This window comes from Micromonospora sp. DT41 (assembly GCF_049841715.1).
Classification (GTDB): Bacteria; Actinomycetota; Actinomycetes; order Mycobacteriales; family Micromonosporaceae; genus Micromonospora; species Micromonospora profundi.
Window position 1 is genome coordinate 22,172 of the sequence record NZ_JBNCKU010000011.1, and the last position, 21,455, is coordinate 43,626.

The 21,455-nt window shown below is 71.3% G+C and carries 20 protein-coding genes; 15 read left to right on the forward strand and 5 right to left on the reverse strand.

Annotated elements, in window-relative coordinates:
* Nucleotides 1–10 precede the first annotated feature (10 nt).
* Nucleotides 11–1,645 carry a hypothetical protein gene (locus ACLQ23_RS20995; RefSeq protein ID WP_355627656.1) on the forward strand — a complete coding sequence of 545 codons (1,635 nt, stop codon included), beginning with the start codon at nucleotides 11–13 and terminating at the stop codon, nucleotides 1,643–1,645.
* On the opposite strand, the gene ACLQ23_RS21000 is transcribed toward ACLQ23_RS20995, so the two are convergent.
* Nucleotides 1,606–3,825 (reverse strand): hypothetical protein, encoded by a 2,220-nt coding sequence (locus tag ACLQ23_RS21000; protein WP_355627658.1) that lies wholly within the window; start codon nucleotides 3,823–3,825, stop codon nucleotides 1,606–1,608. The two genes, ACLQ23_RS20995 and ACLQ23_RS21000, sit on opposite strands and share 40 nt — an antisense overlap.
* Nucleotides 3,826–4,074: 249 nt before the next feature.
* Here ACLQ23_RS21000 and ACLQ23_RS21005 point away from each other — a divergent pair, with 249 nt between their 5' ends.
* Entirely contained in the window at nucleotides 4,075–5,568 is a 1,494-nt protein-coding gene (locus ACLQ23_RS21005; protein ID WP_355592019.1) for a S8 family serine peptidase, read from the forward strand.
* A gap of 92 nt (nucleotides 5,569–5,660) precedes the next feature.
* Here ACLQ23_RS21005 and ACLQ23_RS21010 read toward each other — a convergent pair whose 3' ends face one another.
* On the reverse strand, nucleotides 5,661–7,262 hold the full coding sequence (locus ACLQ23_RS21010; RefSeq protein ID WP_355592017.1) for a ricin-type beta-trefoil lectin domain protein: 1,602 nt from the start codon (nucleotides 7,260–7,262) through the stop codon (nucleotides 5,661–5,663).
* 236 nt (nucleotides 7,263–7,498) lie between these two features.
* Between ACLQ23_RS21010 and ACLQ23_RS21015 the strand changes: the two genes are divergently transcribed.
* The 4 genes from ACLQ23_RS21015 to ACLQ23_RS21030 all read left to right on the forward strand — a co-directional run bounded on the left by ACLQ23_RS21015 (nucleotide 7,499) and on the right by ACLQ23_RS21030 (nucleotide 12,030).
* The gene (locus ACLQ23_RS21015) at nucleotides 7,499–9,136 is read left to right on the forward strand and encodes a beta-1,3-glucanase family protein (protein ID WP_425880973.1); all 1,638 of its coding nucleotides are present in this window, start codon (nucleotides 7,499–7,501) and stop codon (nucleotides 9,134–9,136) included.
* Nucleotides 9,137–9,357: 221 nt separating this feature from the next.
* On the forward strand, nucleotides 9,358–9,927 hold the full coding sequence (locus ACLQ23_RS21020) for a sigma-70 family RNA polymerase sigma factor (protein WP_355592013.1): 570 nt from the start codon (nucleotides 9,358–9,360) through the stop codon (nucleotides 9,925–9,927).
* Between the two features lie 115 nt (nucleotides 9,928–10,042).
* Nucleotides 10,043–11,020 (forward strand): zf-HC2 domain-containing protein, encoded by a 978-nt coding sequence (locus ACLQ23_RS21025; RefSeq protein ID WP_355627784.1) that lies wholly within the window; start codon nucleotides 10,043–10,045, stop codon nucleotides 11,018–11,020.
* 98 nt (nucleotides 11,021–11,118) lie between these two features.
* Nucleotides 11,119–12,030, forward strand: coding sequence for a hypothetical protein (locus ACLQ23_RS21030; protein WP_425880974.1), 912 nt, complete (start codon nucleotides 11,119–11,121; stop codon nucleotides 12,028–12,030).
* Between the two features lie 159 nt (nucleotides 12,031–12,189).
* On the opposite strand, the gene ACLQ23_RS21035 is transcribed toward ACLQ23_RS21030, so the two are convergent.
* Nucleotides 12,190–13,053 carry a helix-turn-helix domain-containing protein gene (locus ACLQ23_RS21035; RefSeq protein ID WP_355627667.1) on the reverse strand — a complete coding sequence of 288 codons (864 nt, stop codon included), beginning with the start codon at nucleotides 13,051–13,053 and terminating at the stop codon, nucleotides 12,190–12,192.
* A 105-nt stretch (nucleotides 13,054–13,158) separates the two neighbouring features.
* Here ACLQ23_RS21035 and ACLQ23_RS21040 point away from each other — a divergent pair, with 105 nt between their 5' ends.
* From ACLQ23_RS21040 to ACLQ23_RS21055, 4 genes are all read left to right on the forward strand, one after another.
* Entirely contained in the window at nucleotides 13,159–13,605 is a 447-nt protein-coding gene (locus ACLQ23_RS21040) for an SRPBCC family protein (protein WP_355592005.1), read from the forward strand.
* 371 nt (nucleotides 13,606–13,976) lie between these two features.
* Nucleotides 13,977–14,372 carry a GntR family transcriptional regulator gene (locus ACLQ23_RS21045; RefSeq protein ID WP_355592003.1) on the forward strand — a complete coding sequence of 132 codons (396 nt, stop codon included), beginning with the start codon at nucleotides 13,977–13,979 and terminating at the stop codon, nucleotides 14,370–14,372.
* On the forward strand, nucleotides 14,369–15,268 hold the full coding sequence (locus ACLQ23_RS21050; protein ID WP_355627670.1) for an ABC transporter ATP-binding protein: 900 nt from the start codon (nucleotides 14,369–14,371) through the stop codon (nucleotides 15,266–15,268). The genes ACLQ23_RS21045 and ACLQ23_RS21050 overlap by 4 nt, the downstream gene beginning before the upstream one ends.
* A complete protein-coding gene (locus ACLQ23_RS21055; RefSeq protein WP_355627673.1) occupies nucleotides 15,265–16,236 on the forward strand; it encodes an ABC transporter permease subunit in 972 nt (323 codons plus the stop codon). The genes ACLQ23_RS21050 and ACLQ23_RS21055 overlap by 4 nt, the downstream gene beginning before the upstream one ends.
* An 84-nt stretch (nucleotides 16,237–16,320) precedes the next feature.
* Here the strand turns inward: ACLQ23_RS21055 and ACLQ23_RS21060 are convergent, their stop codons facing one another.
* Both ACLQ23_RS21060 and ACLQ23_RS21065 read right to left on the reverse strand, forming a co-directional pair.
* A complete protein-coding gene (locus ACLQ23_RS21060) occupies nucleotides 16,321–16,776 on the reverse strand; it encodes a DUF4913 domain-containing protein (RefSeq protein ID WP_355591997.1) in 456 nt (151 codons plus the stop codon).
* Nucleotides 16,777–16,811: 35 nt separating this feature from the next.
* Nucleotides 16,812–18,023, reverse strand: coding sequence for a CAP domain-containing protein (locus ACLQ23_RS21065; RefSeq protein WP_355591995.1), 1,212 nt, complete (start codon nucleotides 18,021–18,023; stop codon nucleotides 16,812–16,814).
* A 180-nt stretch (nucleotides 18,024–18,203) separates the two neighbouring features.
* Here ACLQ23_RS21065 and ACLQ23_RS21070 point away from each other — a divergent pair, with 180 nt between their 5' ends.
* The 5 genes from ACLQ23_RS21070 (at nucleotide 18,204) to ACLQ23_RS21090 (ending at nucleotide 21,427) form a co-directional block, all read left to right on the forward strand.
* Nucleotides 18,204–18,746, forward strand: coding sequence for a hypothetical protein (locus ACLQ23_RS21070; protein ID WP_355591993.1), 543 nt, complete (start codon nucleotides 18,204–18,206; stop codon nucleotides 18,744–18,746).
* A complete protein-coding gene (locus ACLQ23_RS21075) occupies nucleotides 18,743–19,033 on the forward strand; it encodes a hypothetical protein (protein WP_355591991.1) in 291 nt (96 codons plus the stop codon). Before ACLQ23_RS21070 ends, ACLQ23_RS21075 begins: the two co-directional genes overlap by 4 nt.
* 79 nt (nucleotides 19,034–19,112) lie before the next feature.
* Entirely contained in the window at nucleotides 19,113–19,478 is a 366-nt protein-coding gene (locus ACLQ23_RS21080; RefSeq protein ID WP_355591990.1) for a hypothetical protein, read from the forward strand.
* Nucleotides 19,475–20,197, forward strand: coding sequence for a hypothetical protein (locus ACLQ23_RS21085; protein ID WP_355591988.1), 723 nt, complete (start codon nucleotides 19,475–19,477; stop codon nucleotides 20,195–20,197). Before ACLQ23_RS21080 ends, ACLQ23_RS21085 begins: the two co-directional genes overlap by 4 nt.
* Before the next feature lie 3 nt (nucleotides 20,198–20,200).
* Nucleotides 20,201–21,427, forward strand: coding sequence for a hypothetical protein (locus ACLQ23_RS21090; RefSeq protein ID WP_355627676.1), 1,227 nt, complete (start codon nucleotides 20,201–20,203; stop codon nucleotides 21,425–21,427).
* Nucleotides 21,428–21,455: the final 28 nt, after the last annotated feature.

A 21,455-nucleotide genomic window follows, 5' to 3' on the forward strand; every position in this document is an offset into this window, starting at 1 on the left:
GGAGGCGATGGTGCTGATACGGCGAGCCGTGGCGGCGGCACTGGTGCTGGTCGGGCTCGTCGTGGGTGCCCCAGCGGGGCAGGCGCGTGCGGCCCCGGCTGAGACCGGCCGGTACTACGTGGTGGGGCCGGCGGTCGACGGCCAGAAGGAGTATCTGTACGCGATTGCCCTGCGCACCCTCGGTAATGGCAACCGGTACCGGGAGATCGTCGAACTCAACGTGGGGCGGAAGCAGCCTGACGGTGCGACGTTCACCGACGGCCTGGTGCTCGAACCAGGCTGGATGCTGGTGCTGCCCGCAGACGCTAAGGGCCAAGGGGTACGCATCGGCCGGATGCCGACGATCGCCGCTCGATCGCCGCGACCGTCGCCGAGCGTACTGACGCCGAGCGCCGTTCCGTCCAGGCCGGCTCCCCGGTCGGTCGCGCCCTCCACACCGGCCCCTTCGACGGCTGCCCCGTCCACGGCTGCCCCGCCGCCACCCTCGGCCCCTGCCGTGGCGGCCACGGATACCGAAACGATTGCCAGGCCGCGGGACGAGCGGGACGTCACCACTGATCCCGTCAACCCGCTGCTGGTACGGGGTGGTGCGGGCGTACTGGCGGTGATCTTCGCAGTGGTGGCGCTGATGCTGCTGCGCCGTGCGGGATCACGCCGGGGTGCGCTCGCCCTCACCGACGACGGGCCATGGCCGCCGCAGCGGCACCACACCCCGACCCCCGCCGAACTCGCCACCGACTCGGGCAACGGTCACGCCCGGCCGCCCGTCGCTCCGCCCTCGGTGTCTACCGCCCCGCCGTCCACGGAACAGGGGCGTTCTGAACCCACGGTGCCCGTCATCCCGCCGACGCCGACACCATCTCCAACACCGACGCGGACGCCCGCGCCAACACCGCCGCCGACGCCGTCCCAGATCCAGGGCGGCACGCGGCCAGGCGAAGCTTCCGTGTCACCGACCACTCCGGAGCCGGCGACGAATGCCGAGCACCAGGTGCCGGGCCCCGTGGCGGCGGGGCCATCGAGTGAGCAGGAGCCAACGCAGGCACTGATGCCGGAGGTGCCACGACCGACGGTGCCGGGCGGCGACGACGTTCCCTACCTGAGCGCCGATCTGGACAGCGAGGCCGGTCCGATGCGGGTCCGGTTGGCAGGGGTGGCGACGGGGCGTGGTGCCGCGCCCGCGTACGCCTGGCTCGGTGAGCGGGAGCCCGCCCCACCGGCCATCCTCCCGCTGGTGTTGGGCCACAGGGGTCCGTGGCGGCTGCACGTCGACCTCGGTCGGGCTCCGGACGTACTCACTCTCGTGGGGCCCGTCGGTGCCTGCCGGCGTGCGGCGGTGCTCCTCGCCCGGCGGCTGCATGCCGCCGGGATCGGTGTGGCGGTGGTCGGCGCGGCGCTCGGCACGCAGGCCCCCGGCGGCAGCCGGGTCCTGGACGCCCTGCCGCAGCCGCCCACGCCGGAAGAGGAGTTGCCGAAGCCGTACGTCGTGTTCACCGCCGGGTTGGCCGCCGGTGACGCGGCCGGCGCGCGGAGCCTCGCCGCCACGACGGGCGGACGGTGCGTCCCCGTGGTGATCGGCCCGGTCCCCGGCGGCCGGTGGTCGATTCAGGTCGGGCCGGATGCGGGGGTGGTGGCGCCGGACTGAAGCCGGCGCAGCGTGGCTGGCAGCGGCCCGGAGGCTGCACCCGGGCTGCGCTGCCAGGCGCCGTCGCGGGCGTGGTGGACGCGCCGTACCTGGATCCGGTCGTAGGAGCGGCTGCCCAGGATCAGCTCCACCCCGGCCCGGTGCAGCGCGTCCGCCCGGGTCCGCACCGAGGTGAGCGGGGCGAGCATCGCGGCGGTGGCGCCGACATCGACGGTACGGCTCCGGGGCACCCGCACGTCGACAAGCAGTCGGCCCTGTCGCGCCGGTGGCGGCTGCCGGTACAACCGCAGCCAGCCCTTGGGGAGACCGCGTGACCGCGCCGGTAGGAGGGCGTATGCCCTCCTGGTGCCGAACTCGGGCCAGCGGCGTACGTCGTTGGGCAGGCCGGCGGTCGAGCGGGCGGTGGGCGCGGACCGGATGCGCACCATCGCGTCGTATGCGTCGCCGACCGGCAGGAGCCATCCGATGCCCTCGGTGCGGAACCCACTGACCGCGCGTACCCGATCCAGTCGGGCCGCCGGCAGCAGGTAGGTGTCCGAGGTGCCGAGGAGGTACTGCAACCGGGCCGGCACGTGTGATCGCAGCGTGGCGACCGCGATCGCCCCGCCCGGCTCGATCCGTACCCGCAGCAGGTTGCAGCCCTCGGGCGCGGACCGGGGGTCGAGGAAGGCGATCAGGAACAGCTCGGCGCTGGGCATGCCGTCGGCGACCACCTCGGCGGGGTCGCCCGGTGTCTGGACGAACGCCTCGAACGTCTCCGCGTTGACCTGCTGGCCACGGCGCAGCCAGGGCGGACCGTAGTCGGACGCGCGCCGTCGCTCGGTGACGAGCGCGGGGCGGGACAGCGGCGGGGTCAGCACCGCAGTGGGTGCGACGGCGGGCGGATCGGGCGCGGTCGGTTCCTTCGACGCGCCGACCGTCGTCGTTTTCGTCGGTGCGGCGTCCGTCACGCGGCCGTTCGCCGGAGTTCCGTCCGCAGCCTCCCGGCCCGCCTCCGACGAGCCGTCGACGCCCGCCGGCGACCCGGCGGGGTCCTGCGCCGACCCGCCGACGCCCGGCGCCGAGCCGACCACGCCGGACGCCGGGTCGTTCGGCGCGGTGACGGCCAAACCAGCGGCGACACCATTCGCGAGGGTCAGCGTGACCCGCTCTCTGGTGAGCCGGGACACCAGCAGCCCGTCGGGGGTGGCGTCGAGGGTCGCCGGACCGTCGGCGTACCTCGGCCGGTACGCCCGCCACGGCGCGACGGCGCCCGCCGCGTCGAGCGCACGCAGGTCCCGGTGGTCGTCGATCAGTTCCGCGCGCCCTCCCGGCGGCGGGGTCCAGACCGTGGCGCCGGTCGTCTCGGCCAGCTCGATGGTCTGCTCGGCGAGCCGGGCCTGTTCGCCGGCATCGGAGGGCCAGGTCAGCCAGAGCCGCAGGTCGGCGCCGTAGAGGGGAAGGTCGCCCACGAGGGCGGCGAGCTGACGGCCGCTGTGTACGCCCTGGGTGCCGCTGTAGTTGCCCACCAGGAAGCCGTCGGCGCGGGCCGTGACGGCGATGGTGACGATGCCCTCGGAGACCAGGCCGAGCCGGTGCGCGGTGGCCCGGCGGGCCACGAAGTCGGCTCGCGTCGCCAGGGCGAGCCCGTCGGCGAGCGGCAGGCGTACGACGCCGGTGCGGGGGCGGACCAGGCCCTCGTCTAGGGCGAACCAGCCGGGCAGGTGGGTGGCGAGGTCGGGTGGCTGGAGCACGAGCCAGTCCATCGGCTGCCGGGTTACCCGGTGCAGCGGCACCGCGTGCAGCGGACCGGCGCTGCCCGCGCTCGCGCTGTCGGCGCCGTTGACCCGGTGGGCGGTGTGCCGGATGTCGGTGCCCTCAGGGCTGACCAGCACGTCGTGACCGAGCAGCCCGGCAACCTCGGTGAAGAGGTCGGCGTGCCGGGCGCCGTCGTCGGTGAGGATCCGGACGTCGTCGGCGGCGTCCCCGGCGCGCCGTACGAGGTCGGCGATGGACCGGGCGTCGAGCAACCGGTTGGGGTCGGTGGGCACCATGAGACGGCCCTTCGGGCCCGGGGCGAGCCACAGGTCGAAGAGCCCGGCGACCCGCCGGTGCCGGCGCGGGTCGAAGCGCCGGGTCACCGGGACCCGGTCGATATCCCTGCTCGCCACCGCCCTGGCGGTCCGTCCGAGTGCTGTCACCGCCGCCCTGCCTTCGTCCCCACTGGACCATCGTCGTGATTTGACCACTGTGCACGGTCGGCGAAACGTGCCGTATACGCGAGTCCTGAAAAGATCGTCTCTCAGCCCTCGCCGGTACGCTCGGCCGACCTCATGACGAGGTTCGTCGGGGCCCGGTTCAAATTGATTTGAACTAACGCGGCGCGAATCCGCAATAGACGGTGGAACGCGGCGACGTTCATGGCCGTGGTGACTGAAGGAGGACACCCAGTGCTGGCGAAGCACCCCATCCTTGCCCGCCTGCTCGTGGTGGTGATGACCGGTTGCGTGCTGTTGGCCGTACCCCGGCTGTCGGCGGCGAACCCCACACCTGACAACCGGCCGTACGTGAAGTACTACGTGGTCGCGGCCCAGTTTCAGGGCCAGCCGGAGAACCTGACCGACATCGCGTGGCGGCTGCTCGGCAGCGGCGAGCGATCCGATGAGATTTATCACCTCAACACCGGACGGGTGCAGCCGGACGGGCTCCGGCTGACCGACCCGGGAGTCCTGACCGCCGGCTGGTATCTGGTGCTGCCCTGGGACGCCGCCGGTGAGGGGGTCAAGTACGGCCAGCTTCCTGCGCCACCGGCGCAGACACCGTCGGCCCGTCCCGGTGGCACCGCGAAGCCCGGTGGCACCCCGAAGCCCAGCGGCAGCCCGTCGCCCACGGCGAGCCCGACCAGGGCCAGCCCCGGACCCGGCGCCACCGGCGGCACCCAGAAGTGCACCGCCGCCGCCGGGTCCAGCAGCCGCTCGGACTGGGCGCAGCTGCGGATGGCCGCCGACAGCGCATGGACCCTGACCCGGGGCAACGGGGTGAAGATCGCGGTGGTCGACACCGGCGTCGACGCGAGCCTCCAGCAGCTGAGCGGCCGGGTGGCCGTCGGGGCGGACGTGACCGTCGGCAACGGTCGCGGCGACACCGACTGCGTCGGTTCCGGCACCGCGATGGCGGGCATCATCGCCGCTGACAGCAGCGTCGACGGCAGCCCGGTCGGGATCGCCCCGGATGCCACGATTCTGCCGGTCCGGATGGTGGGCTCCGGCGCTGCCCGGGCGGCCGACGCGGCGACCGCCATCGAGGTGGCGGTCAGCGCGGGCGCGTCAGTCGTCGCGCTCGGCTCCCACGTGGACCTGGCCGCTCCCGCGGTGGCGGCCTCGCTGACCACCGCCCTCAACCACGACGTGCTGGTGGTGGCGGGCGCACCGACCAAACCGGCACCGCTGCCGTCCCCGGGCAATGGTGCCGCAGGCGGCGCGCTGCTGCTCACCGGCGGGGTGGGCCCGGCCGACCAGTTCGCTGACGAATATCTGGAAGGGACCGTCGAGGTCGTCGCACCTGGTGTCGACGTGGCGAGCCTCGGCACCGGCGGCAGGGTGACCGGCCGGACTGGTACCGGACTCGCTGTCGCCTTCGTGGCGGGGCAGGCGGCACTCATCCGGGCGGCCGAGCCCGACCTTACGGCAGCCCAGGTCAAGGAGCGGATTCTCGGCACCGCAGATCCGCTCGGTGGACAGGACCAGCACCGGGCGTTCGGCGCCGGAATGATCAACCTGGCCACGTCGGTGGCGGGCGCTCTGGACAACAAGGGTCCGGTGTCCGCCGGGCAGGACAGGCGAGGCTCGGGCGCGGCGATCATCGTCCTGCTGGGCCTGGCGTTGGTGTGCGGAGTTGGTGTGGTCTTCGGCCTTCGGATGCGTCGACGCCGCTTCGCCGGCTGATCGTCTCACCACAGACGCCGGTGCCCGGCGGCCGCCCTTTCGGGATGGGCCGCCGGGCACCGGCTGTTACGAACATTCCCTGCGAGGCGGGGCTACCTCTGGCTGAACGTCTGCTTCGGGTTGAACACGCAGATCCAGATCACCATGGGTGCGCCCGGCGCGTGGCCGTCGACGTCCAGGCACTTGTCGGTCGCCCGGTTGAAGAGTGAGCGGCGTCCATTGCTTTCGATCCACTCCCACTTCTGGGCGGGCACGGCGGTGCAGTGGGCCGACTGCACGGGAGCGCCGTCGCGCTTCTCGCCCCAGGCGACGTCCAGGCAGAGGCCGTTCGCCCGGATGGTGCCGTCGGACGAGAAGGACCACCACTGGTTCCGTACCTCCTGGCACTTGCGCACAGTGGCCCGAACGCCGTCGCCTTCGCCGCCGCTGAGGCAGAGTCCGGTCTCCTTGCCGACGATCTGCTTGGCGCCGGCGGGTCGGACCGGCGGTGCCGGTGCCTTGGTGGGCTCGTCGGGCCGCTCCGGCTGCGCGGGCGGCACCGGAGGCCGGGGGTTGGCAGCGGTGGCGGTGGGGGAGGGCGACAGGGACGGTGAAGCGCCGGGCTTCGGCGGCACGACCGGCTTGGTGGGTGCCGTCGGCTTCAGTCGGGAGTCGAGGGCGTAGAACTCGGTGTTCTCCCGAACGGTGCGCAGGAACACCTGGGTCGGGCCGTCGAACTCCCCGCCGGTCTGCCGGACGGCCGTGGGCCCGTTGCGGAACGCGGCAAGCGCCAGCAGGTAGGGGTCACCCTCGATACCGCTCAGCTCGTTGCGCAGCGCGCACATCACGGTGCCGACCGCGGGTACGGCCACCTGTGGGTCCCAGACCGAACCCCGTGCCGGGCCGTGCTCCTGCCACACCTCGGGCAGGAACTGCCCGATCCCGCGCTGCCCCTCGTCACCGAGCATGTTGGGGTCGAAGCCGGACAGCGCCATCACCTGGCCGGCGACCGCCGCGGGCGGTACCTCGGGACAGGCCGCCCCGGCGCGCACGACGAGCGGGAGGTACCCCTCGGGGACCGCCCTCGGCTGCTGCGGCTTGTTGTTCGGTCGGGGCTCACCGGCCCCACCGAAGGGCACCAGTTCGGCGTAGAAGGCGGCGTACCCGCTGGCGTGGTCGACATAGTCGACGGCGCTGGACGGGACCCCCTTGGCCTTACGTACCTCGTCGATGCCGGCGTTGAACGCGGCAAGCGAGAGCCGCCACGGGTCGCCTTCGATCTTGGTCACCCGGACCTGGCCGCTCAGATCGCACATCTTGTGGGCCAGGGCGAGGATGTTCGCCGCGCTGTCCGAGCGTCGCGCGCCTGGCCACGGCACCCAGGCCTCCCATGCGGCGTCGTCCAGGCCGGCGATGCCCCGGCCGCCGGAGGCGGTCTTCCTGGCCCGACCGTCGAGCCCTGACTCGGCCATGAGTTGGCCGGCGAGCCGGGCCGGTGTCAGGGCCGGGCAGGACCGGGCGGCGGCCCGGATCGTGGTCAGCTGCTCGTCGGTCACGGCACGGCCGACGAAGTCATCGTCCTGAGCCGAGGCGACTCCCCAGCTGACGGTGGCGACGACCGCGGACAGCACCGCCAGGCCGGCGACCACACCGGCGGCCGCGCGTCGTGAGATCGGGCCCAGTCGGCGCAGGGGGGAGGGCTGATCGGATTCCACGGGGTATCCCTTCCGGTGTTGGCATCGCTGTCTCGACGGGCGGGCGATGCCCTCGGTTCACCGGCTCGTGTGCGGATCTGACGAAAATCTTTTTTCTGCCGGGGTATTGAACCGAGGGGCATGCCGAGCCGTCAACGCAGCAACCGCCGGCCCGCGTTGTGTGTCACACCGCAACGACGCCGACGGCTGACCGTCAGACCTTTGATCGGAGTTGATGAATGCTGACTCGGCGCAGGATGCTCCGGATCGGACTTGCCGGGGCTGCCGTGGTCGGGGCACCCCTGGTGGCCGCACCGCTGATCTCCCGGGCACACGCCGCGGACGGGCTGCCGTTGACAATCGTGAACAGCACCGGCCGTTTCGACAGCGCCGCGATCACCATGTACGTCGTCGGCACCGACCTGGCGACCGGCCGGATGGGGTACGTCCGCGAGAGCGGCCGGTTCACCCCCGCCAACCCGGCACACAACGGCCCGGACGGCTTCGCCGACATCGGGGTACGGCTTGACGCCTCCGGCACGACCCGGTTCGTGCTGCCGAGGATGTCCGGGCGGATCTACTTCGCGATCAACGGACGGCTGCGGCTCACAGTGGTCAGCGGCGGTGACGGCCAGCCGGCGTTGCAGTACCCGGTGGGCTGGGCGGAGGGCGACCCGGCGTTCCAGGTGCTGCACGACTGCTGCGAGTTCACCTACAACGCCTCCGTGCTGGCCTGCAACACCACGACTGTCGACATGTTCAGCATCCCGATGGCGATCCGGCTGCGCGGCAACGACGAGCAGGTCACCGGCAAACTCGTTGACGGTGGACGCGAGGCGATCTTCGCGGAGTTGTCCCGCCAGCCCGGCTACGAGCGCCTCGTCATCGGCGACGGGCTGCGGGTGATAGCACCGGGCAAGGGCATCGAGACCGGCCGGTTCGACCCGCACTACTACGACGGCTACGTCAACGAGGTGTGGGACCGCTACAGCCGCACCGAGCTGCGGGTGCACACCCCGTCCGGCACGCGCCGGGGCCGCGTGGTCGACGGGCGACTGGCCTTCGACGGCGGCGTGCGAGCCTTCGACAGGCCCTCGTCGCTTGATGTCTTCTACTGTGCCGGCGCGCTCGGCATGACCGGTGACGAGGCCGCCAACCAGGTGGCACGGGTCCTCGGCGCCGGGTTCAACCGATCGACCCTGGGCCAGAACGACCATCCCACCACCAACCGCAGCGCCTTCTACCAGCATCCGATCACCAACCACTACTCGCGGATTCTGCACCGGAACGCCGCAGACGGTAAGGCGTACGGGTTTCCGTTCGATGACGTGATCGATGACGCTTCGTACATCCAGGACACCGCGCCCCAGGAAATGACCATCACGCTCACCCCGTTCGGCGGGGGACGGGTGAACGTGCCGCAGCCGCAGGCCAACGAGACGGTCGTCGTGCCGCCGCCGGTGGTGGCCGCGGCCGCCGCACCGGGCGCCCGGGAGGTGGGCAAGGAGATCGCCGCCGCGAGCTTCGACCGCCAGCACGGGGTCCAGACCGAGGCATCCAACGAGGGTGGCGAGCACATCGGCTTCCTCGCCAACGGTGACTGGGCCGGCTACCGGGGGGTCGAGTTCGGCGGTAAGCCTGTCACGCAGTTCCAGGTGCGGGTCGCCTCCGGGGCGCCGCACGGCGTCTCTGGCCTGATCGAGGTACGCCTCGACGCCCCGGACGGTCCGCCGGTGGGCTCGATCGCGGTGGCGAACACCGGTGGCTGGCAGAGCTGGGCGACGGTGCCCGGCACCCTCGCCCCGGTCACCGGCACGCACGACGTCTATCTGACGTTCTCCAGCGGACAGCCCGAGGAGTACGCGAACGTCCGCTGGCTGCGGTTCAGCACGTGAGCGCCGCCGTCCTCATCGGTGCCGACCGGACAGACGAGCGCACCAGCGGCGGGCGACGGCCCGCAAGCGGCAGTGCCGACGCGCGACCACGGGAGCCCATCGGGCGGCGTCCACAGTGGCTGTCGACCGGATCCGGCTATCCTTCCCCTCAGGCTGTGATCGACGTTGACACGTCGACGCGACCGTACGGGCACACCCCGTACGCGAGGGGGAGGCGTTCTGTGTCGGCGGTGCCCAACGAAGCGCTGGGATCTGAGGTCGTCAGCGACACCGTGAGCGGGCAGACCTCTCCGGATGCCCTGATGCGGTGGATCCACGAGCAGTACCGGGCGCCCTTGCTGCGGTTTCTCACCCGGCTCGTCCTCGGCCAGCACGAGCTGGCCGAGGATCTGGTGCAGGAGACGTTTCTGCGCACCTGGCGCAATCTGGAGACGCTGGCCGCCGATCCGCGGCGGATCGCCCCGTGGCTCTACACCGTCGCCCGGCACGTGGCGATCGACGCGATGCGCGCCCGGCAGGCACGTCCACCTGAGGTCGCCATCCCCGACCTGAACCGGCTCTCCGTCGCGACTGACGACATGGACCGGGTGGCGTCCGCGCACACCGTCCGGCTGGCGCTACAGCGAATCTCCGCAGAGCATCGCGCGGTGCTGATCGAGATGTACTACAAGGGCTCGTCGGTCGCCGAGGCCGCGGAGAGACTAGGAATTCCGGAGGGTACGGTAAAGTCCAGGACGTACTATGCGGTGCGCGCGCTGCACGCGGCAATTGGTCCGATCGAGTCGTCCTGATGTCATCTCTCCTGATGTCTCGTCGCCCCGTTTCCTCGCCAGATCTCCGGCACGGAGGTCGTCGCGTGTGGCGTTCCGCCGTTCGCGGTGCTCTGGGTCCGAGATGGGGGGCGTGATGCGAACCGGCGAGGAGAACTCGACCGCCGAGCACGCCACGCTGGCCCGCTATCTGCTCGGTGCCCTGGACGAGCCCGAGCGCGTCGCGTTCGAGGCGCACCTCGCGGGCTGCTGGGAGTGTCTGTCCGCGGCGGGGGAGATGGGGAGCGTGACCAGCGCCCTCCCCGAGCTGGACGCCGCCGATTGGGAGGCGTTCGCGGCCCTGCCGTCGGAGGCCGCGCTCCCGACCGGGCCCGACACGTCGACGGTCGTACCGCTGGCGAGCGGTCCGGCTCTCCCGGCGGATGATCTCGCGATCAGCGCCGCAGCTGAGCCGGTCGAGGCCGCAGCCGACCCGACCAGGGTCGTCGTCGACCCGGTCGAGGCCGCAGCCGACCCGGCTGAGCCCTCGGTCGGCACTCCGGCAGGGGTGACAGCTCCGACGCCGGCCAGCGGCGGGGCTGACGTGGCCCGCCGCAGAGGTAACCGTGGCGGCGCCGGTCCACGTACCGTCGGGTCGGACCGGCCTGCCGGAAACCGACCGGGGTCGCCAACGGGGTCCGACAGCCGCCCGGGGCGGCCGGGCGACCCTCGGCGTCGCCGGCTCAAGCTCTGGGCCGGCGTGGCCGCCGCGGTGCTGGCCGTCGTCGTTGCCGGCGGTGGTGTCGTAGCCGGCCTGGGCCTCACGAACAGCGACGTGGTGCTCACCGCGAACGGGGAGGCGCCCGCCCAGGGCGTGAGTCTCGCCGTCACGATCACCACCGACGAGGACAGATCCAGCATCAAGGTCACCGCCATCGGTCTGCGTCAGGGCCTGCGGTACCGCCTCTTCGGCGTGACCCGGGACGGCGCCACCCACGTGATACGCGACTGGACGGCGTCGTCCGGCCCGCAGGAGGTGACTGCCGAGCTGTCGCTGCCCGTGAACGACCTCGCGTTCGTCACGGTGGGGCTTGTCGACGGCACGGCGATCGTCACCGCTCCGATCTCCCGCTGACCGGCGTTCGGACGGCTCCCGCGGATCGGGCTGAACCGAACGCCGATGGCAGCCGTAGGGCCTCCGACGGCGATGACCGAGGCCCACCGGAGGTGTCCGTGCCCGAGCAGAAGCGAGCGACCAACCCACACGTCGAGCGGCTGGCGCTGAAGATCGTCGAGGACGACCTGCGCCTGATCGGGGGCATTGCAAGCACCCGCTCGCCCGAACTGGCGAACAAATGGAGCGACGCGAGCACGTTCGTCGACCGCAAACAGCGCGAACTCGACCGCGGAGGGCCGCCCCCGCCCGGTGGGATGAGGCGGCGCGACCGGGATCCGGATCAGGATCTGGACCCAACGGAAGTGCAGTGGCAGCCCGAACCCGTTGTCCGCCAGGACTGGGACGCCATCATCGGGCGCCTCATACAGGAGCTGCGGCACATGTTGGACGGGACGTCGGATGCGACAGCGGCGTATCCAACCTCGCAGGGGCCACCGCACGCGACGCGGGGCCCGTGGCCGACGGGGTCGGGGCCGTGGCCGGCGGGGTCGGAGCCGTGGCCGGCGGGGCAGCCTCCGGTCCCGTCCGGCACGCCGTTCGGGCTGCCTCTCCACGACTTACCGCTCGGCAGCCGGCCAACGTCCGAATTCGACGAAGCGGTGCTGCGCAGCCAACTCACCGATGCGGTGGAATCGATGCTGAAGGAAAACCACGCGCTGAGCGAGCTGTACAAACAGGTCGACCTGCCCACGGTGTCCCACTTCCTCAAGGGCCGCGGGGTCGAACCGGAGGGGGCCGAGGCGCGGCTCGACCGGGCACCGGCCGAGCCGACCATCGCCAACATGGCCGCGCTCGTCAGCCCGGACGGCGGCCGCACCCTGTCCTCCCAGCGCGAGCCGGAGACGCCGATGGCGAGAGCGGCTGCCGTCCGGTCGTCGCCCGAGCTGACGCCGAGCACCCGGCCGGTTTCGCCGGTCAGCCGGCGGCGGAGCAGCTCCGTGGCGAGTCGGGGGCCAACGCGGGGGTAGCCTCGCTGGCCCGCGGCCTCCCGTCTCCCTCGGCCGGGTGGCCGCGGTCGCCGCCGCGCACGCCCGCGCCGGGTGCACGTGGCCACCACCGGCAAGTACACGCTGATCTGGGTGCATCCCAAGCGTGGCCGGGTCAGTGACCCCTCGCATAAGCCCTGATCAGTTACCCATCCGGTACGCCGACGGCCGAATACCGGTCTCTCGCAGGAAGGCCGCCGAAAACTGCGCGGTGCCGCCGAACCCGCAGCGGATCGCAGTCTGTCCTACCCCCATCCCACGTTCCAGGTAGCGGCGGGCCTGATCGATGCGCAAACGGGTCAGGTACCGGGCCGGGGTCAGCCCGGTGGTCTGCCTGAACACCCGCAGGAAGTGAAAGGTGCTGAGGTGCACCTCCCGTGCCAGATCGGCCAGTCTCAGTGGTTCAGCCATACGCTCGTTCATGAGCTCGATAGCGGCGTGGACCCGCTTGTCCTCACGACCCACCCGTTCGGCCTCTCCGGGCCGGCCCAGCAGGTGAACCGCGAGGAACTCAGCAGCCGTTTGAGCATGAAGGTCGCCGGCGCCCCGGCGTGCCGCGCTCGCGAGTGATGGCAGTAGCGACGGGAGTAGTTCGTCATCGCTGGGGATGTGTGTTGCAGTCGGGAGACTCATCTCGGCTGCCACCCTGCGTACCGTGTGGCCGGGCAGATGTAGGTGGACAGTGGACATCGGTTCCGAGAGCTCGAACCGCAGGCGGCTCTGATCGCCGCCCACGGACCCGCCGATCAACCCCGGGGCGACCGGAACGGTCTTGCGTTCGTTGCCCTGCTCGATCCGCATCGTGCCCTGCCCGGCCACGACCAGCCACACGTGGTAGCTGGATGTGGCGGGCAGGTCGATTTCGGCGGCCTTGTCCAGATGATCGAAGCTCTGGACAAGCAGAGCCCGCCAGCCTGCGGCGTCCCAGCTGTACAGATTCGTGTGGAGTCGTGACGTGTCGTATCCCGCGTAGGCGGCGAAGTCGAAATGGGCCTCGCGATTCACAGATCGACGTTAACACCGCAAGTCGACGCTAACACCGCAAGATTGCTGCGGCTGTCCGCAATCTCACGTAACAAACGATCACGCCCACGCTTCTACCGTCGGGGCATGCCTCACCGCTACTCTATCAACGCGCGCTCGGACGCCGCTCCCACGGCTGTCTATGATGCGCTGCTGCGTGCCGGCTCCTGGCCACTGTGGTCACCTATCGACTCGGTGACCCTGGCAGACGGTCGCGACCCGTGGGATCGCGGCCGTGTAGGCGACGTCCGGCTATTCCGCACAGGACGGGCTCTGAGCCGCGAATCAATCGAAGAACTTGAGCCCGATCGCCGCTTCGTCTACATCAATCCCTCCGGACCGTTTCGCAGCTACCGCGGCCAGATAGAACTGATACCTGACGGCTCCGGAACCCGGATCAGCTGGCAGGCCGAGTTCGAGACGAACATCCGTTTGTTGGGTCCGTTCATGCGCCTCTACCTGCTCCGCTTCATGCGCCGGATGGCTTGGGGGCTCGCCACCTACGCGGAACGGCCGACGATGACGAGCAAGTAGTTGTGAGCCGGGCAGCAGCCGGCGACAGGTCATCAGGTCCGGCAACCAGCGACGGCAGCGTTCGCATTACCCTGCCGCGGATGGTCGGCGCCACGGTTGACGTGACCCGGCGGGTGCCGAACGCGTGTCGCCCAGGGCAATCCATCACCGAGGCAGTGCCAGTCACCGACGGTGAGCACGGCGGGCTGCTGCCCGACCTCGCAATAGCCCTGACCCCCGCGCCGAGCCGGAGCCCAATGCGGCGGTCGTCTCACTGACCCGCGGCCTCCCGTCCGGCCCCCGGCCGGGAGGCCGCCCGCGGAGGCGGGCGCCTCTCTTGACCGCCGATTTACTGCTTTACTATGGTCCTAGTAAAGCAGTAAGGGGCTACCGTGTTCGTCTTCCGGCTCGACACCCACTCCGGCGTGCCGCCGTACCTGCAACTCGTCCAGCAGGTACGCCAGGCGGTGCTGCTGGGCTTCCTTCAACCCGGTGACCGCCTACCGCTCATCCGCGAGGTGGTCGAGGACCTGGCGATCAACCCGAACACCGTCGCCAAGGCGTACCGGCAGATGGAGCAGGAGAACCTGGTCACGGGCCGGCCGGGCCAGGGCACGTTCGTCAACGAGCAGCAGTCGGCCGTGATGTCGGCATCGACGTACACGTCGCTGCGCCGTGGCCTGGCGACCTGGCTGCGCCGCGCCTACGCGGCCGGCCTCGACGAGCAGGCGGTCGACGCGCTCTTTACGTCCGTCCACCAGCAGACGAGGAATGAGGACGCGGCGTGACAGAGACCCAGTTCGCGCTGCGCACCGACGGTGTGGGCAAGCGGTACCGGAAGGGCTGGGCGCTGCGCGACTGCACCCTGGCCCTGCCGGCGGGCGGTGTGATCGCCCTGGTCGGGCCGAACGGCGCGGGCAAGACCACGCTGCTGCGACTGGTCGTCGGGTTGCTGGCACCGAGCACCGGCACTGTGGAGGTCCTCGGCCACGACGTCACCGCCAGCACCCCGCAAACCCTGTCCCGGGTCGGGTTCCTGGCCCAGGACCATCCGCTGTACAAGCGCTTCACAGTCGCCGAGATGCTCCGCTTCGGCCAAGCCTGCAACCTGCGGTTCGACAAGGGGTTGGCCGAGCGCCGGCTGGCGAAGCTGGGCATCCCGCTCGACCGCAGGGCCGGTACGCTCTCCGGTGGGCAGCAGGCCCAGGTCGCGTTGGCTCTGGCACTGGCGAAGCGGCCGGATCTGCTCGTCCTCGACGAGCCGGTGGCCAGCCTCGACCCGCTGGCCCGCCACGAGTTCCTACAGGTCCTCATGGGCGCGGTGGCTGAAGGCGGCGTGACCGTCCTGTTCTCCTCCCACGTCGTGCACGAGTTGGAGCGCGTCTGCGACCACCTGGTCGTGCTCAACAACGGCCGGGTCACGCTCACCGGTGACATCGACACCCTCCTCGCCGAGCACCGGCTGCTCGTCGGCCCGCGCACCACCACCGACCTCGACCGGGCCGGCACCGTCGTCCAGTCCGTCCACAGCGACCGGCACACGACACTGCTGGTACGCGACGGCGGTATCCCGGCCGCGCCCGGGTGGCAGGCCCAACCGGTCGCGCTGGAGGACCTGGTGCTGGCGTACCTGCGCCGGCCGTCCGAGCCGAGCACCGCTGTCACCTCGGAGGTGGCGGTATGACGTGGTTGATCTGGCGTCAGCACCGGACCGAGGTCTGTGTCCTGGGTCTGCTTGTGGGCATGTTCGGCATCTCCCTGCTCGTGCTCGGGACGCAGGCCCACGACCTGTTCCCCGGCGGTCCCGCCCGGTGTGCGGGAGACGCCGGTGTCAACGAGGCCTGCGCGGCCTCCTTCCGCCGTCTCGACGAGGAGTACGGGTACGTCGAGAACCTCCTGGCGGCCTTCTACCTGGTCCCCGTCGTCATCGGTGCGTTCCTCGGTGCGCCGCTGCTCGCGCGCGAACTGGAGGACGGCACCTGGCAGCTCGCCTGGACGCAGGCCGTGCCGCGGATGCGCTGGCTGGCGGCCAAGCTCGCGGCACTGGCCGGCGTCACCGTCGCGCTCACCGGGATGTTCACCGCTGTGCTCACCTGGTTCCGTCAGCCATTCGACGCGTGGGAAGGGCGGTTCCAGTACGACGCCTTCGACCTGGAGGGACTTGTCCCGGTGGCGTACGCGCTGTTCGCGTTCGGCGTCGCCACCGCTGCCGGGGCGATCCTGCGGCGCAGCCTGCCCGCCTTCGGCGTCGCGTTCGGGGCGTTCCTCGCCGCCCGGATGTCGGTGGCGCTGTTGGCCCGTCCCGCGTACGCCACTCCGCTCACCACAACGGAGCCCGTCGGTGTGGGCACGGACCAGGCGGGGCTCCGGCCCGTGCCCAGCGTCGCCGACTGGGTGATCGAACGCGGCTTCGCGGACGCCGCCGGGCGCAGGCTGAGCTCGACCGAGTACTACGAGCTGGAGGACGCCGCCAACCGGGCCGGCACCAACGTCAACCAGTTCCTGCACGAGCGGGGCATCCAGGAGTTCGGGGTCTACCACCCGGCCGACCGGTTCTGGGCGTTCCAGCTCATCGAGGCGGCCCTGTTCGTCGCCGTCGCGGCGGTCCTGATCGGTGTGGTGGTGTGGCGGGTACGGCGCCGTGTGATCTAGCGCCCTGACCCCGACCGGGCACGCTCCGGTCAAACAGCCGCCGCGGCCTCCCGTCCCCCTCGGCCGGGAGGCCGCCGGCGGGATTCAGTACGGCTCGACGTGCGGGATCTCCTTGGCCCGGTGGGCGCCCGGCTTGCACCCTGCGAACGGACCGGACGGGTCGCGCAGCGTGCTCATCACCGGGCCGAGGTAGTCCCGGTGCCAGTTCGCCGGCCCGCTCAGCCCGGCGTTCGGGCCGGTGAGTTCCTGCCACGCCAACCACAACCCGTACAGCTGGGCGATCGCCTCGGGGTGCAGCCACCACCGGGAACACCAGGGCGCTGTGGAGGCGACCTCCCGGGCGTAGACCGGCACGAGCAGGTGCCGTACCCACATCGTCAGCATGCGCAGCGCCTCGGCGTACTCGTCACCCTCCAGGTAGAGGATGAACGGCGGCTTCCTCGGCGCGGGTGGGTCTGACGCGCCCGTGTCCGGCGGAGCCGGTGCCCCGGTCGGCGGCGTGGGCTCGGCGGCCAGCTGCTGCTCCTGTTGTGACAGCATGTCCTCTCCTTCTCGGTTGGTCGGTGCGCTGACTGTCAGCTCGGCGCGGCGAAGTTCTGCGTCCAGTACGGGCCGTCCCCGGTGTCGGCCCGACCGATCCCGACCTCGGTGAACGCGCAGTTGAGGATGTTCGCCCGGTGACCGGGGCTGTCCATCCAGGCGGTCATCACCGCCTCCGGCGTCGACTGGTTGTACGCGACGTTCTCCCCGTAGGTGCGCCACGCGTAGCCGGCCCGGTCCAGCCGCTGGCCCACGTCGCTGCCGTCGCTGCCGGTGTGCGACATGCTCCGGTGCTCGGCCTGGTCCTGACTGTGCCGCTGCGCCGCAGTGGTCAGCTCCGGATTGCTCTGGACCGGCGCGCAGCCGGCCTCGCTCCGCCGGGCGTTGACGAGTTCGAGGACCCGGCCCGCGGCGGCGGCGCTGTCGCCACCGCCCGCACCGCCGGAGTCGTCGTCGGCGTCGTCCGAACCGGGGCCGGTGGTCTTCGGCGTCTCGTACGGCTCGCCGAGGATCCCCATGTACTGGCCGAAGTACGCGCGTACCTTCGCGATGTAGGCCCGGGTGTTCGTGCTCGGGCTGACTCCGCCGGCCTCGCGTACCGCGTCGATCCCCTCCTGGTACGCCGACAGGATCAGGTCGAGGGCGTTGCCGATCACCTGCCCCTCGTCCAGCAGGGTCTGGACCTCCTTGGCGAGCGCGCACATGTACTTCGCCTGCGCCATGATCGAGTCTTCCGGGTCCTCCGGGCGGGTCTTGTCGTTGTCGTCGGTGTCCTCGCCGTACTTCTCGAAGATCTCGGGATCGAGCTGGGAAATGCCCACCTTCCCGTCCTCGCCGACCTTCGCGGTGTACCACCCGGAGCCCACCTGAATCTGGGCGGCGATCACCACAGGGCCGACCTGGGTGCACTCCTCGCCGGCGTCCTCGATGGTCTCCAGCAGGGAGGCCGGCACCTGCTCGGTGTCCAGTTCGCCCTTGCCGTCGCCCCGGCCCGCCTCGATGGACTGCCGGGCGGCGTCCTGGACGTCGATGTCCGGGCCGCCGCCTCCACCGAATCCGCCGAAGAGCCAGATGAGCAGGATCAACGGGAGCAGCAGGATGTAGAGCGCGCCCACCACGATGATCAGGGCGCCGCCGATGACCAGGGCGATCGGGCTGCTCATCAATGCCATGCCCGCGCCGACCGCCGCGCCGATCACGGCGATCCGGGTGCCGCTGCCCTCCCCACCCGCACTGGAACCACTCACGTCGCCTCCCGTCCTCGGGTCGCTTGAAAAATCTGGAACTCGTCTTGAACCGGGGCGTCGGGCGCCCCGTAGAGGCGTCCGTCAACGAGCCGGACGGCCGCACAACGGGGCCGAGGGCCGGTCGGTTCAACCCCGGTCGGGACAGATCAGATCGGGACTCACGAGGAGGAGGTGGATGGCATGATGCCCGCGACCATGGCCGGGCCGGCATCGCGTGTGCCACCGGGATCGGTGTCCGCGCGTCCACCCGGTCACAGCCCCGAGCCGCAGCCCCGCCGCTACCTGTCCGACGAGGGGATCGGCTGGATCGCGGCGCACGGGGGCGCCGGCACGACAACACTGGCCCGACTCCTCGGCGGTACCGACCTCGGCTGCCGATGGCCGGACGCCGCGTTGGCCGAACCCGCAACTGTCATGCTCGTCGGCAGGACCAACGCGGAGGGGATCCGGGCACTGTCGCGGGCCCTCAACGCGTTGCGCGAGGGTCGGCACCCACCGGGCATGCGGTTGACCGGCCTGGTGCTGCTCGCCGACGCACCTGGCCGGCTGCCGATGGCGCTGTCCCGGCGGATCCGGGTGCTGCGCTCGGTCGCCCCTGTGCACCGGGTGCCGTGGGTGCCGGAATGGCGTCTGGGCCGGCAGGCACGCACGCTGCCCAAGGCGGTGCTACGGCTCGCCGCGGCGGCAGGTCTGGGCCCGGCGACACGGGGGAGGACCTCGTGAACCCCGGGTTCACCCGCGCGGCAGATCCGAGCCCGTTCGTGCCGCCGCCGGGCTACACACCGGTCTCCGCGGCCAACGACCTGCTCGGCCTGCTCGCCTGGTGCGTGTCGGCCGCCGCCGTGGCCGGCCTCATCATCGTCGGCATCCAGATGGCCCTGCAGCTCAACCGGGGTACGCCCGGCGAGGGAGCCGAACACTTCCGTGGCCTGGTTGTCGTCGCGCTCGCCTGCGTCCTCGGCGCCTCGGCCGGCCCGCTCGTCTCGTTCTTCGGCGACCTCGGTCTCTGACCAGTTCGCCGCCGGTCGACCGGGCGTTCCCGGATCGCCGATCGTCCTGATCCGCTAGTTCTCCACAAGGAGTTTTCCGATGTCGATCACCAGCCTCGCCCAGTCCGTCGCCGTCCACGTGCTCACCCGGCTGCCGATGGAGCCGGCGCCCGGAGGCGGTGGCGTGGTCAACCCGACGCCTGCCGCCCCGACCGCACTCTCCAACCTGGTCAACAAGCTGCTCGGGTTGATCGCCTGGGGCGGTACCGCCGCCGGGGTGGCCGGCGTGCTGATCACCGGCACGATGATGGCGATCTCGGTGAAGCGCGGCGAGAGTTCCGAGCACATGTCCCGGCTCGGCCTCGTCCTCGGCGGCTGCATCCTCATCGCCGTCGCCGGGCCGGTGGCGAACTACTTCCTCGGCAGCGGCGGCGGTGGGGGCACCACCCAGGGCGGAGCCCAGTGACCGGCGCCGACCGAGGGTGGTCCGACGGCGAAAAACCGCCCTTCTGGACGGAACGGGGGTGGATCGTCTCGGCGGTCTTCCTCGCCGGAGCGGTACTGCTCTCCGGGATGGTCTGGATCGCCGGGCTGGGCGGGAACGACAGGTCCAGCCAGGGCGATCGGCCGGCAGCGGAGTCCGCGAAGCGGCCGGTCACGCCCTGCCCGGAGACCTCCACAGTGGCGTCGGCCCCGACGAAGCCACCTGCGGACGTGTCCTGGCGGGCCGTCGACCTCGGCTACCAGGTGCCGGTCTCGGCCAGTCAGGGGCCGTTGCGCATCGAGGGCGGGGTGCTGCGCTGCTTCGCCCACACTCCGATCGGTGCGGTGCTGGCCGCGCACATCATCCCTGTGAAGTTGGACGGCCCCGACTGGCGGACCGTGGCCGACCTCCAGGTTCTGCCAGGCCAGGGCCGGGAGGTGCTGACTGCCCGGCTCGACCGGGCGGTCAACAACAACCGCCGGGGTGGCGGCAACTACGCCGGTTACGCGGTCGACGCGTACACGCCGGAGGCGGCCACCGTGCAGCTACTCGTCCAGGGCGCGGGGTCGTACATGGCGAGCCGGATCGAGGTGCGCTGGGACGGCGGGGACTGGAAGCTCGCGCCGTCGCGGGTGGGCGTGGTGTTCGAGCCGATCGGCACGATCGCCAGCAGCCGTGGCTTCAGCGTGTGGAGGCAGTGACAGGTGTGTGACACGAACCCGCTGAACGGCTTGAGGGACATCTTCGAGCTCATCACCAACCCGGTCGGGATGTTCGTCCGGATCATCGCCAACCTGATCCTCGCCGGGGCGATCGCGATCTTCGGTGAGCTGACCGACCAGGTGCCCACCCTCTCGGCGGAAGCCGACGGCGAACCCTCAATGGCCGTCCCCGCAATGATCAGCGACCAGGTCGAATGGCTCATCGTCTACCTGGCGATCGGTTCGATCCTCTTCGCCGCCGCGAAGATGGCGATGGAACGGCGCGGCGAGGCCGGCAAGGTGGCGCTGCGCGGCTTCCTCCGGGTGATCCTGGTGGCCGGCGCGGGCTCGTGGATCGCGATCAAGGCCGCCGCCGTCTCCGACGACTACACCAGGCACCTCTTCTCCACCTCCGCCCTGAACATCATCAAGAGCGTGCCGTGCATCGACGACGGCTCCGGGATGGAGGCGTTCCTCCTCCTGGTCCTGGCCTTCCTGCTGCTGATCTCGGCGATCGTGCACGTCCTGCTGCTCTACGTCCGGCTCGGTGTGATGATCCTCCTGCTCGGCACGCTGCCGCTGGCAGCCGCCGCCTCCATGACCAACTGGGGTGCGGGCTGGTGGCGTAAGCACATCGGCTGGACGGTCGCCTGGCTGCTCTACAAACCGGCGGTCGGCCTGATCATGTATGCCGGCTCGCAGATGATCGCGCAGGGAAACAACTTCGAGAACGGCATCCACAGTCGAATAGCCGGGGTCGGCGTGCTGCTGCTGTCGGCCATCGCACTTCCCGCCCTGCTCAAGCTGGTGGTCCCGGCCACGGCGGCGCTGGGCACCGGCGACCCGGCCGGCACCGCCATCTCCGCGGCCGGCGGAGCGATCGCCTCCGGTGCGAAGAAGGTCGCCAGCTCCGCGTCGTCGCCCTCCGGAGCCAGCGTCGCCCCGTCCGGGGCACGGGCACCCAGCGGCGCCTCGGGCCCTTCCGGCCGCGACGGCAGGGGTGGCGGCTCCGGGAGTGGCGGCCGCGACGGCGCGTCCGGCCGCGACGGCGTCGGCGTACGGCCCGCCCCGAGCCAGGCCGGTGCCGCGTCGAGCGCCACCGGCGCAGCGGCGGCAGCCGCCGGGCCGGTGGCCGCCGTGATCGGAGCGTCGTACCAGGCGGCCCGGGTCGGCAGCCGCATGGTGACAGGCGCTGTGGAACGCGCCGACGGCGACGCGGGCCACAACTGACTGCGGGTCGGCGGCCGACCGCCGACCA